Here is an 11,427-nt window from a genome sequence, read left to right as displayed (position 1 = left end):
TCCATGCAGTCGTTCAGCACGCGTTTGCTTGATTTTTTTGCGAAATCCTTCGTTGTTCGTCGCTTACGTATTTCGCTCAATACGCTCGCTCCTCACGCCTCGGTTTTCGCAAAAACCTGCTGCGCAACCGCATGCCGCCCTACTGCATCGATTGGGCTGAAGGGGAAAGAACAGTTCCGGTTTCCTCTTCCCTTCGGGTTCCCCCTCGCGTCCATTGCGTCCATTGCGGTTCAACGTCCCTCCTGGGTTTCCTCTTCATTCCGAACTTGGACTCAGGACGATGATGGTTCAGGCTTCATTTCAGTTTGAATTCATATGAGCGCGGATCGCGATTCTAAGGTCATTGGCTACTACGGATTGTCGGCCAGCCAGCAGATAATCTGCACGGGCGGAGCGGCTCTCGTAGCGGGTTCCGAGGCGGCTGTCCGCAAGTTCGTGGAGGAGTATGACGCCGCCATGGCCCAGGGCTGCTTCGTTCACAAGATCCGGTTCGGAGACATGTTGCCCGGTTTGCATCGCGGCGCACCGTATGCGTTCGACGAGGTATCCTATGCCCGATTCTATCCCGTAGCGGCGGAGGTTGGGCTCCCAGTCACTCAAGTAGATTTTGCAGCAGCTCAAGCTCAGGGACACCGGTTTCTTATCTTTCAGCTACGCCCGGCCGAGGATAAAACCAAGGACGCTGCGGGGAATCCTGGGCCGGCGGAACCACCGCTGAGGTGATTTTGCTCGCCTCCAGGGCGGAACGCGGCGAAGTGGAGTGGGTGAAACAGTCCCTGAGCCCCGGTTGGACGGGGCAACTTGTTGTTGGCCGAAACCAAAAGATATGAAGATTCTCGAAATTGCGTTTTCTTGCTACCCGGTCACCAACATGGAGAAGGCGCGCGCTTTCTACGAGGGGGTTCTGGGGCTCACGGCGACCATGGATCATCAGATGGAGGGTGCCCACTGGGTGGAGTACGATATTGGCTCTGGGACGCTCGCGATTGGCGTGGCGCCGGGGATGAACCCCAGTTCCGATGGATGCAGCGTTGCTTTGGAGGTCGATGACTTCGACAAAGCGGTCGCGGAGCTTCGCTCCGCCGGGGTGCCGTTCAACTTTGGTCCCCTCGAGACCCCTGTTTGCCACATGGCTTTCGTCCGGGACCCCGACGGAAACTCGGTGGGAATCCACCAGCGAAAGGCAGGTCACCCCTGAGGCGATGAGAACCCTACGGAATCCGGCGGCGAGCGGCTCAGACGGCTTTACGGCCGTTTTCAACTTTAGCATGACACGCGTCTCCTGGAGCTCTTGGTGTAGAGGACGACGTGAGGAGTGCTTGGGGGGCGATACTCGAGCCTGAGCACTCGTCAACCTCGCTTCCTACAGCGAGAACTCGAACCGAAGACTCATCACCGTCTCCTACATTTATTCTATGCAAACGAACGACCTTGCCATCCCCATTCTCCCTAGTCGCTCGGTGAGCGACACGCTGAGGTTCTATCGGCAGTTCGGGTTCGAGGGGAAGCTTTGCGGACCGGGACATTCCTACGCGATCCTGACTCGGGGCACGGTTGAGATTCACTTTTTTACACACACAGAGCTGCGTCCGGCCGAGTCGTTCGCCGGCTGCTACATTCGCGTTTTGGATGCGGATGCGATCTACCAATCATTTAGCTCGGCTTCGCTGCCGCGCAAGGGGATTCCCCGATTGGATGCTCTTGAGCACAAACCCTGGGGGATGAAGGAATTCGCGTTGGTGGATCCCGATGGGAATTTACTGCGCATCGGTCAGGTGGTGTTCTAGGCTGGGTTGGTGATCGGGTAGGCGCTTTTCTCTCCTGAGCACCAACGGTGCGCCCCATCTCAGCCTGGGGTGCCAACCCCAGGTAAGCCTCCCCCGCCATCCAGGGCTGAAAGCCCGACATAAGGCCGCCGAGTCCGTCTGCGATGTCACCATTGATATTGACTTGGAACTCCCATCCGACAGATTCCAAACACCATGAATACTCGGCGCGCATTCATCCGACGCATCGCCACGGTTGGACTGGTTCTTGCGATGCGCAGTGAGGCCTTTGCAAAGAGGCAGAGCCATGGCCCCATTCGCTTCACGAAGCTTGTCCGTAGTAAGACCGCCTCGATCCCTGTGCAGCGGGGGCGATGGGAGTGGATTGTGGGGCATCACAGCGCGATCAAGTACGGCAATGCGATGGTTTATGACCGGGCGCATCGGCAGCGCGGTATGGAGAACGGGTTGGCGTATCATTTTGTCATTGGCAATGGCGTCGACTCAGGGGATGGCGAGATTGAGATTGGCGCGCGATGGCTGAAGCAATTGAAAGGCGGGCACGTTCGCAGTGAAGACATCAATGAGGTGGGGATCGGCATTTGCCTGGTCGGCAACTTTGAGGAAGGTCGCCCGACTTCCAATCAACTGATCGCTTTTCAAGAGCTGGTGGATTACCTCCGTTCGGATGTGGTAGGGAAACGAGTGCGCTTCGCGGTTCACCGAGAGATCGAGCCTGGCCGCACCGTGTGCCCCGGACGAAATTTTCCAATCGCTCGGATGCGCCAGCGGTATGGAAGATTGATCCTGCCTCGCTCTGCCTAGCAGCATACACCGCCGCGTCGATGGCGCGGCCGTGGTGAGGTGCGGAAACTCTCGAATCTCTCGGTCTCTTACTTCGCCTCGGCGGCTTGAATGGTTCCCTGTCTGACGTTCCAACGGTGGAGATCTCGGCCGAGTTCCGAGGGCCAAGTCTCCTCGGTGCAGGTCATGAAGACTTGGCCGCGGGCATCGTGCGACCGATGCAGCAGCGGTAGGAGCCCACTTCGTCGTTTCAGGTCCAGTTCCCCCATCACATCATCGATCAACAAGATCGGAGGTGTGCCGTGCAGCGCTGTGAGGTAGTCTGCCTGGGCCATCTTCAGGGCTACAGCGAGCGAGCGCTTTTGTCCTTCGCTGCCAAATTGGGCGGCTGATCTCCCATTGAGGAGCAAGTCCAAGTCGTCCCGATGCGGGCCGATCAGAGTGCTGCGGTACGTGCGCTCGCGAGCGCGATGGCGAACCAGCTCCACCGCGAAATCGGTGGTCACGCTGGGTTGATATTCCAATCGGAGTTCCTCGGCGGCATTGGAGATGCGCTGGTAAGCCAGTTGGGCCAGCGGCGAAAAGCGTGGGATGAGCTGATGCCGTAGTTGCATCATTTCGTTTCCCAGGCGGACCAGTTCGCCGGAAAAGCTTTCCAAAGCCGACTCGTCGATGACTCGCTGCTTCAGGAGCGCATTGCGGCTGCGCAAGGCCTGGGTGTAGCGCTGGAGAAGTCCCAAATAGGTTGGGTAGGTCTGGGAAAGCAGGAGATCGATGAACCGGCGGCGACCACGTCCCGTCCCTTTGACGAGTTGCAGATCCTCGGTGCAGAAAACCACGACGCGCAGGACGCCGAGGTAGTCGCTGAGCCGTTTGACGGCTTGGTCATCGAGCGACAGTTTTCGTTCGGCGTTGGACCAGTAGATCTTGATGGTGTGCTCGGTGGTGGAGACCACGCGGCCGCCGACGAAGTAGCCCTTTTGGCCCTGGCGAATCATCTGGGCACCTCCGACACCGCGGAATGAGCGCAGGGTGGCCATGAGGTAGATCGCCTCCAGGATATTGGTCTTCCCCTGGGCGTTGTCGCCCAGCAGAACATGGAACCCGGGAGTGAAATCGACATCGGTCCGCGCGTAGTTGCGGAAATCACGAAGTCGCAAATGAGCCAAATGCACGCCGGGAAGTTAAGAGTTGAGCAGGGGCTCGGCGAGAAGGAAGTCGGGTGTTGGGATGTTGGTGATCAGGCGTCCGTATCGTAGTCGTAATCGTAATCGCCCCCTCGTCCCAGGGAAGCCCCGCCTTTCTCACACAGAGGTCGCAGAGATTTTCCTTTCGCAGTGCACCTCGCACATTTGGGCCCCTATCGATTGTAGCGTGGGCCCTCTGGGCACATCGGGTGTGGGGAGAGGGGGATGGCTTCGCTAAACCTGGTTGGTTTGAGGTGATCGGTTGGACTTGTCGTGGCGTGAAGGAACAGCGGCGTCGTGCCACCGCGGTCCAGAGGGGGAAGCGCTGCGCCTGATTCGAGCCTTGGCGCCTACGACCAAACGGGTGAACGTACGTTCAGCGAATTGGTCGTCGCTCCCGCTGAGGGGAGCCTCGTCACCTCGGCTCCTACACTATGGACTCTAGCATCTAGCAGCTAGCGCGTAGCGCCTAAAACGTAATTGCGTCGTTGGCTTTGGCGCATTGGGGGCAGCGGGAACGGTCGACGTCGGCGTCGTCGGTGTAGACGAAGCCACACCCTTGGCAGCGGAAAATGCGGTCCTCGCTCGGAGTGAATCCGAATCGGCGACGGCGTTGTTCCGCATACCACCCGACGCCGGTGAGCGCTGCCAGCAGGGCAGCGACATAGAGAACGATGAGAGTTTCGAAGCGCATCTCCTCGGTCAGCTATAGGGTGGATCGGTTCGTGTTTACCAGGGGGATCGTGGTCCACTGGAAGATCAATCGCCCCGAGCTGAGGCGAGTGTCCGTCTCCGTTACCGCTCGGGGCCGATCCGGCGGCAACGGCTTGAAGCGTGCGGAACGCGCAAAATCGAGGGCAAAGGCATCAGCTGCCGGCACCCGGCTCGAGAGCGCCAAGGAACTGCTGGCGAGGCGTCCTTGGGACTCCAGGAGCACCGCTGAGAGAACCCGTCCGTCGGAGTCTACGAGCACTTGCACGTGTGATTCCGCCGCCACGTCCGTGTGCGGCCAGGCCGGGAGACGGACCGGGCTCAGCAGCTGGCGGGAGGTGAGATCCCCTTCCAGATAGAGATCGGAATGTCGCTCCGGGATCGGATCGGTCGGAAAGTTGTCACGCCAGACCACCTGCAGATCGGCGACGCGCATGGGCGGAGGTGTCTGCTGGGTCACAAAACCACGGAAAAGGCTGCCGAAACTGTTGGTTTCCATCTCGAGCCAACTCGGTGAGTCTTGTATGGGTTGCGGCTTGGTGGTGGGGGTTCGGTAGCGCAGCCACGCTTCTCCTGAAAAACCCTCCGGGCTCGGCAGAGCAAAGACGGTTGGTGACTCCAGACCCAACTGTTCCAGCACCCGCGATGAATGGCTCTCACCCAGCACCAGAGAGTATTTGGTATTCGACGCGGGGGTGGGACGGATCTCGATGATCTGCTTGGTGCCCCAGTGCAGCAGTACCGCTTGGATGATCGTGAGAGTTCCGACGGCCATCAACCAGGGCCGGCTTCCGGGTGGAATCTGGAACAGGGATCTCACGGCTTGCTCGGCAGCGGTAGTGGCACCACCAGAGCCCTCACGGCGAGCAGGATTTGGTCGATCCCGGCATCCCGGGCGATCTGACACAGCTCGATCAAGGTCTCGTGGCGCACCTCGCGATCCGCCTGGAGCACGAGGGTGAGAGGTCCGCGACCCGTTGCGACGCTGCGGAGTCTGGTCTTGAGTTCGTTCTGGGAGGTCACCTGGTTCTCGTAGAAGCAGATTCCATTGGCCGCGACGGCCACCACCACGGCCTGATTGGTCAGACCGGGAAGCCCGTCTGCCCGGGGAAGGTTCACAGGAACTCCGGGTGTGAGCACGAGGCCGCTGTGGAACACCAGAAAGATCACGAGCAGGAAGAACACCGCGGCGAAGGGCGCGACATCCAGCTGTCCTCGGAAGATCTTATGGTTGCGCGGGAGCCTCATGTGTCGGAGCGCGGCGGTTCGGTGACAATGTTAATGATCTCGGTCGCGGCTCGTTCCATCTCGAGCACGATGTTATTCACGCGGGTAACGAGGTAGTTGTAGGCGGCGTAAGCTGGAATGGCGAGCGCCAGGCCGGCAGCGGTACAGATCAGGGATTGCCAGATGCCGTTAAACAGGACCTCGCGACTGGCGAACAGGTTCTCCACCTGGAGCGTCGTGAACACCTTGACCATGCCGAGGGTGGTGCCGAGCAGCCCCATGAGAGGCGCAATTTGGGCGATCGTCGCCAGGATGTTGAGTCGTTCCTCGAGCGGGGGAACTTCAGTCAACCCGGCCTCCTCGAGCGAGCTGCGAAGTCCTTCTCGCCCCTTTTCGCGGTTGAGGATGGCGACCCGCACCAGGCGCGCCACCGGACCTGGAGTGGCGTCGCAGATCGACAGCGCCTCCACCACATTGTCCCGCTTGAGCACATTGCGCACGCCATTGAGAAACTCCATGGAGTTGATCTGAGCCCGGTGGTAGTGCAGCACCCGCTCCACGAACACGGCGATTGCAGCGCTGCTGGCTGCCAGAATGAGCCACAGCATGGGCCCGCCGGCTGTTAGTACTTTCACCATGATCGTGTTATAGAGAACTCGATTCCCGCTTTACAAGGAATCTAGTAGGGAGTTTGGACATTGTTTCGGGCGGATGGCGGGGGCGTGTCTCAGGGTTTGAGATAGAGCTCCTCCACGTTCCAGATGAGCGCGTTGTTCACATTCACCGTCGGACGCACGTTCCGGAGTTCCTTGCGGGAGGCCGCGAAGGCGTTCATCGAGCTTGTGTAGATGACCGGCACTTGATCGGCCAGGATGAACTGGACCTCATCGAACAGCTTCTTGCGCTCCGCAGAGTCGAGCGTCTTGAGCTGACGGTTCATGAGGTCATCGATGCGTGCCTCCCAGTCGGTTGAGGGAGAGGTCTGCCGCGGGAACCATTGATGGGTGGATCCGCTGGATCGCAGCACATTCAAGCTGGAGGCGGGGTCGGACGACTCCGCCACCAGGCCGAGGAAAATGCATTCGAAGTCGTAGACGGAGTCGAGCTTGCTCACCAGGGTGTTGAACTCGAGCGGACGGTAGTTCAGCTTGATGCCCAGATTCTTCAGATCCTGCTGAACGAGGATGGAGCCTTTCTCCCGGCGGCTATTGCCCGCGTTGGTGTTGAGCTCGAACTCGATCACGTTGCCCTCCGCATCCTCGAGCAGTCCGTCTTGGTTTCGGTCTTCGATCCCGATTTCCTTAAGCAAGGCCCGGGCCTTTGCGAGGTCAAAGGGATACTGGGGAACATGGGGATTGAACCACTTGGTATTGCCGGACGAGATGAAACCGAATTGAGGGCTGCCTTCCCCGCTCAGAGTGGATTTCACAATCGCGTCGCGGTCGATGGCGTAAGCGATGGCCTGCCGGAACTTAACGTTACGGAACCATTTGAGCTTGGCGGGCGCCACGAACGGTTTGCCGGCCTTGTTGGTTCCGGTGTTCATGTTAAAGATCAACATGTCCCGCTTGTTGCCCACCCCCATTTCATACAGGTTGAACGATCCGGCTTTGGCTTTCTCGCGATAGCTGGCGGCTTCCTCGGGACGAACGAACTCCTGGACGTGAAGTTCTCCCTTGGTGAAACGGAGGGAGATGGCATTCTGGTCCGGCACCACCACCACCACCACATTGTCGAAATAGGGAAGGCGTGTGCCTTTGGAATCGACCGACCAGTAATGCGGATTCCGCTCAAGCAGGGTGAGTTCGCCGGGTTTGAACTGCTTCAACCGAAAGGGTCCGGTGCCGATCAGGTCTTCGGGTTTGGTATTGACCCCGTAGGCGGACTCGAAGCTGTCGTTGCGCACGGACGCTTCCAGCTTATGCTTGGGCACGATGTGGACGTCGTGGCCGAAGAACTCCAGGAACGGGGCGAAAATTTCGTGAGTGAAGACCTCCACAGTGAGGTCATCGATCTTCGTGACTTTGAAATCCTTGCCGTCCACGCGGAGCACGTCCACTTTGACGTTGGGGGTCTTGGGATTATAGACCAGCTCATTGAACGTGAACACCACGTCGTCGGCGGTAAAGGGGTGGCCATCGCTCCATTTCACCCCTTTGCGCAGCTTGAACCGCCAAGTCTTTTGGTCGGGGGAGACGGTCCAGGATTCGGCCAAGCCAGGCAGAAGCTCCTGGGTGATCTGGTCCTTCTTTACCAAGCCGTCAAACATCAGGTAGATGAGGTCGAGGGAGGACGTTTCATTGGCCGTGACGGGGTTGAAGGTTTTGGGATCGCCAAAGTCGGCAAACACCAGTCGCCCGCCCCGGATTCCGGGCTCACTTCGGACCACCCGAGGAGTTTCCGGCAGGCTCGGATCGCCGGTGGGAGGAGTGGCGGTGCCGGCACTTCCGCCCGGCGCGGTGGGAGAGGACGAGGGACCGCAGCCTACCCACGAGAGGCAGAGGGCGGCGAGCAGCAGAGTCGATGGTGTTAGTCTCATGGCTTCTTCTGGTAATAGAGTTCCTCGATGTTCCAGGTGAGCCGGTAGGAGGGAATCACGCTGGGACGAATGTTTTTGAGATCCGACCGGGCGGCGGCGGCGTGGAGCGAGGAGACGGTGTAGATGAAGGGCTGCTCCCGGTTCATGATTTCCTGGACCTCATCGAAGTATTTTTTTCGGGTGGGAAAGTCCAAGGTTTTGACCTGGGCGGAGATCAGGTAGTCCATGCGCGCCTCCCAGTCGGTGAAGGGGGTCGATTGGCGAATGGCCCACAGGTGAGTGAATCCGTCCGACTTAATGACATTCATGCTGGACGTGGGATCGGTGTCGCCCCCGCCCAGGGTGAACAGCACGCAGTCGAAGTCGCGGGTGACTCGGATCATGTCGCCCAGTTTATTGAAGTCGACGGTTTGTTTGGAGACCTCCAAGCCCAGCTTTTTGAGATCGGAAATGACGACCACCGCGATGCTTTCGCGGAGCGGGTTCCCGCTGATGGTCTGGAACAGGAACTCGATCTTGTTGCCCTCAGCGTCCTCGAGTTTGCCGTCGTTGTTGCGGTCTTCGATGCCGATTTCCTTGAGCAGGGTGCGTGAGCGGTCGAGGTTGAATGGATATTCCACCAGATTGGAGTTGTGCCACTTCGCATTGGCCTGGCTCACGTAGCCGTAGTTCGGCACCGCTCGGCCGCCGAGTATGTTCTTGGCAATGGTTTCACGATCGATGGCGTGGGCGATGGCCTGTCGGAACTTAGTGTTGCGGAACCATTTTTGCTTTTTTTCGTCCAGGTAAGGCTTACCGGTCTTGGGGTTGGCGTTGGTGTTCTGGTTGAAGAAGATAAAGGATTTCTCCAGTCCTGGCCCCAGATCGTGAACCGCGAAGCGACCTTCCTTCGCCTTGGTTTTGAACTTCTCGAATTCGTCGGGACGAACAAACTCCAGGACATCGCTTTCGCCCCGATCCAGGAAGCGCAGCGTCATGGTGTTCATGTCGGGCACGATGGTGAAGATCACGTTGTCCAGGTAAGGCAACCGGAGACCGTTTTTATCGGTCATCGCGAAGTAGGGGTTCTTCTCGAGGAGCACGTGCTGGGCGGGCTTGTATTCCTTCAGTTTGAAGGGGCCGCTGCTGACCAGTTGTTCGGGGGGGGTGTTGACCCCGAATGCGGAGGCGAAGTTGGTGGTGGCCACGGCGCTGGAGAGGATGTGCTTAGGGATGATGGCCTGGCCGCCGAAATAAATCAGGAAGGGGGCATAGATGTCGGGAGTTATCACCTTGATGGTGTGATCATCCACCTTGGTCACTTCGAAGTTCTTGCCATCGATGCGAAACGCGTCGGCGGTCACATTATCGATGTTGGGATCATAGATCACCTGCCAGGTGAAGACCACATCATCGGCCGTGAGCGGGTGTCCATCGCTCCACCAGAGATTGCGTCGCAGCTTGAAGGTCCAGGTTTTTTGGTCGGGTTCAACCGACCAGGATTCAGCCAGCGCGGGTCGGGGAGACAGGGTGGTGTAGTCATAGTCCACCAGGCCGGAGAAAAAGAACCGAAGGATGTCGAGGGAGGACTGCTCGTTGGCGGTGATGGGGTTAAACGTCTTGGGGTCGGCGAAGGTGGAAATGACCAATCGGCCGCCGTGCTGGCCGGGCTCGCAGGTTGAGACCAGCGGAGGATCGGGCAGCGGATAGTCGGTGCGGGCACCGGTTGCACCGGGAGCGGGAGTCTGTTTGCCGCATCCGGCGAGGAGGGATACCAGCGCCAGGAGGAGGCCCGTTTGGATTGTGCCGTGTTGAGGACGCATATGTACCGGAGAAGGAGTAGTCGAACGGTGCGCAACTGCATAGTGTTTTGTCATTTGAGTTGGGTTTTTTGGACTGGGGGCTAAGCTCCCGGGGAAATGCGGTTGCTGGATCGATACCTATTGCGCGAGCTGCTGATTCCCTTCGGATACTGCCTGGGGGGATTCCTGATCTTTTGGATCTCGTTCGATTTGTTTGCGGAGCTGCCGGACCTACAAAAGGACCAGCTGCGGCTGCCCGACTACGTGGAGTACTACCTCTGGAAGCTCCCGGAGTTGCTGACCACGGTGCTTCCGGTGGCTCTGCTGCTGGCCTGTTTGTATGCCTTGACCAATCATTCCAGGCATCATGAGTTGACGGCGATCCGATCGGCTGGAATCAGCCTCTGGCGCCTGAGCCTGCCCTACTTGCTGGTGGGGTTGGTGTGCAGCCTGTGGTTGTTTGCGGTGAGCGAGGTTTGGGGGCCTCGCAGCGCCGATGCGGCGGAACGCATTCGCAAGCGCAACCTCTCGACGACCAGCACCTCGGCTGCGCGCGTGCTGAAGAATTTTGGCTTTCCCTCCGGCCTGGGGCGGGTCTGGCAGATGGACACTTACGATGTGCTGACGGGGGATATGCAATCGGTGCATGTCGGGTGGAAGCTGCCGGATGGTGCGCGACGGGAGATTGTGGCGCGTCGGGGGGAGTGGCGGGACGGGGTCTGGGTTTTTCACGATGCCATCGACACGGTGTTTTCGAATGTGCCAGCCAGCTTTCCCCAGCGCACGGTGACCAATCGACTGGAAGTCTTTGAGCTTTCCGAAACTCCGTTGCAGATCCGCACTGCCTTGAAAGTGAACCTGCTCTTTTCCAATTTGCGTCAGGCGGCGAAGCGTCCTCAGCTTTCGATTCGGGAGATTCTAGATTATCGGGCCCTGTATCCCAATGAAATGCGGCGAAGCGATCCGCTCAAGACCCAATTGCATGGTCGTTTGGCAGCTCCGTGGACGTGTCTGGTGGTGGTTTTAGTGGCGCTCCCATTCGGAGCTCCCTCGGGACGTCGCAACGCATTTGTGGGGGTGGCGGCGAGTGTGTTCCTGTGCTTTGCCTACTTCATTTGCATGCGGATGGGGTTGACGTTGGGAACGGGCGGACGACTCCCGGCTTGGCTGGCGGCGTGGGGCCCCAATCTGCTTTTCGGAGGGGCAGGAATTTGGCTGACTCAAAGGGTGAGGTGATTGGGGGGAGTGATGAGTGATGAGTGATGAGTGATCAGTAGTGTCCGGTTAAGCGATTCGTCAGCGTGAGAATGATGCTGCAAACATTGAGTCCCGTTGAGGTTTAAAGTTTTGACGATTTGAATTTCGTTGAGGTTTTTCGGCGCTTTCCTTCTGGACTTCTCCGCGGAAGTGTG

Annotated in this window: 12 protein-coding genes; 5 read left to right on the top strand and 7 right to left on the bottom strand. The window is 58.9% G+C overall.

All coding sequences use genetic code 11. The features are described 5' to 3' along the window. Positions 1-315: 315 nt before the first annotated feature. The 4 genes from JNN07_27235 to JNN07_27220 all read left to right on the top strand — a co-directional run bounded on the left by JNN07_27235 (position 316) and on the right by JNN07_27220 (position 2,591). A complete protein-coding gene (locus JNN07_27235; protein ID MBL9171457.1) occupies positions 316-723 on the top strand; it encodes a hypothetical protein in 408 nt (135 codons plus the stop codon). Positions 724-826: 103 nt separating this feature from the next. Continuing rightward, positions 827-1,198, top strand: coding sequence for a VOC family protein (locus JNN07_27230; protein MBL9171456.1), 372 nt, complete (start codon positions 827-829; stop codon positions 1,196-1,198). 217 nt (positions 1,199-1,415) lie between these two features. Beyond that, the gene (locus JNN07_27225) at positions 1,416-1,787 is read left to right on the top strand and encodes a VOC family protein (GenBank protein ID MBL9171455.1); all 372 of its coding nucleotides are present in this window, start codon (positions 1,416-1,418) and stop codon (positions 1,785-1,787) included. A 195-nt stretch (positions 1,788-1,982) separates the two neighbouring features. Next, on the top strand, positions 1,983-2,591 hold the full coding sequence (locus JNN07_27220) for an N-acetylmuramoyl-L-alanine amidase (GenBank protein ID MBL9171454.1): 609 nt from the start codon (positions 1,983-1,985) through the stop codon (positions 2,589-2,591). A gap of 68 nt (positions 2,592-2,659) precedes the next feature. Here JNN07_27220 and recF read toward each other — a convergent pair whose 3' ends face one another. From recF to JNN07_27185, 7 genes are all read right to left on the bottom strand, one after another. Continuing rightward, entirely contained in the window at positions 2,660-3,745 is a 1,086-nt protein-coding gene (gene recF, locus JNN07_27215; protein MBL9171453.1) for a DNA replication/repair protein RecF, read from the bottom strand. A 481-nt stretch (positions 3,746-4,226) separates the two neighbouring features. Next, positions 4,227-4,451 (bottom strand): hypothetical protein, encoded by a 225-nt coding sequence (locus JNN07_27210; protein MBL9171452.1) that lies wholly within the window; start codon positions 4,449-4,451, stop codon positions 4,227-4,229. A 12-nt stretch (positions 4,452-4,463) separates the two neighbouring features. Continuing rightward, positions 4,464-5,288, bottom strand: a complete 825-nt coding sequence (locus tag JNN07_27205) for a hypothetical protein (GenBank protein ID MBL9171451.1) — start codon at positions 5,286-5,288, stop codon at positions 4,464-4,466. Then, entirely contained in the window at positions 5,285-5,716 is a 432-nt protein-coding gene (locus tag JNN07_27200; GenBank protein ID MBL9171450.1) for a biopolymer transporter ExbD, read from the bottom strand. The genes JNN07_27205 and JNN07_27200 overlap by 4 nt, the downstream gene beginning before the upstream one ends. Continuing rightward, on the bottom strand, positions 5,713-6,336 hold the full coding sequence (locus JNN07_27195; GenBank protein ID MBL9171449.1) for a MotA/TolQ/ExbB proton channel family protein: 624 nt from the start codon (positions 6,334-6,336) through the stop codon (positions 5,713-5,715). Before JNN07_27195 ends, JNN07_27200 begins: the two co-directional genes overlap by 4 nt. Before the next feature lie 86 nt (positions 6,337-6,422). After that, the gene (locus JNN07_27190; GenBank protein MBL9171448.1) at positions 6,423-8,234 is read right to left on the bottom strand and encodes an ABC transporter substrate-binding protein; all 1,812 of its coding nucleotides are present in this window, start codon (positions 8,232-8,234) and stop codon (positions 6,423-6,425) included. After that, positions 8,231-10,036 carry an ABC transporter substrate-binding protein gene (locus tag JNN07_27185; protein MBL9171447.1) on the bottom strand — a complete coding sequence of 602 codons (1,806 nt, stop codon included), beginning with the start codon at positions 10,034-10,036 and terminating at the stop codon, positions 8,231-8,233. Before JNN07_27185 ends, JNN07_27190 begins: the two co-directional genes overlap by 4 nt. 96 nt (positions 10,037-10,132) lie before the next feature. Here JNN07_27185 and JNN07_27180 point away from each other — a divergent pair, with 96 nt between their 5' ends. After that, complete coding sequence (locus tag JNN07_27180) at positions 10,133-11,251, top strand: LptF/LptG family permease (protein MBL9171446.1); 1,119 nt, start codon at positions 10,133-10,135, stop codon at positions 11,249-11,251. The last annotated feature ends 176 nt before the right edge of the window (positions 11,252-11,427 follow it).

The sequence above is a fragment of the Verrucomicrobiales bacterium genome, assembly GCA_016793885.1.
Classification (GTDB): domain Bacteria; phylum Verrucomicrobiota; class Verrucomicrobiia; order Limisphaerales; family UBA11320; genus UBA11320.
This window is presented reverse-complemented; position numbering and strand designations above follow the sequence as displayed.

Excerpts from the sequence above, each read along its gene's own strand:
- JNN07_27210 (MBL9171452.1), bottom strand. The coding sequence starts at position 4,451 with ATGCGCTTCGAAACTCTCATCGTTCTCTATGTCGCTGCCCTGCTGGCA.
- JNN07_27180 (MBL9171446.1), top strand. The coding sequence starts at position 10,133 with ATGCGGTTGCTGGATCGATACCTATTGCGCGAGCTGCTGATTCCCTTC.
- JNN07_27235 (MBL9171457.1), top strand. The coding sequence starts at position 316 with ATGAGCGCGGATCGCGATTCTAAGGTCATTGGCTACTACGGATTGTCG.
- JNN07_27185 (MBL9171447.1), bottom strand. The coding sequence starts at position 10,036 with ATGCGTCCTCAACACGGCACAATCCAAACGGGCCTCCTCCTGGCGCTG.
- JNN07_27200 (MBL9171450.1), bottom strand. The coding sequence starts at position 5,716 with ATGAGGCTCCCGCGCAACCATAAGATCTTCCGAGGACAGCTGGATGTC.
- JNN07_27220 (MBL9171454.1), top strand. The coding sequence starts at position 1,983 with ATGAATACTCGGCGCGCATTCATCCGACGCATCGCCACGGTTGGACTG.
- JNN07_27225 (MBL9171455.1), top strand. The coding sequence starts at position 1,416 with ATGCAAACGAACGACCTTGCCATCCCCATTCTCCCTAGTCGCTCGGTG.
- JNN07_27190 (MBL9171448.1), bottom strand. The coding sequence starts at position 8,234 with ATGAGACTAACACCATCGACTCTGCTGCTCGCCGCCCTCTGCCTCTCG.
- JNN07_27230 (MBL9171456.1), top strand. The coding sequence starts at position 827 with ATGAAGATTCTCGAAATTGCGTTTTCTTGCTACCCGGTCACCAACATG.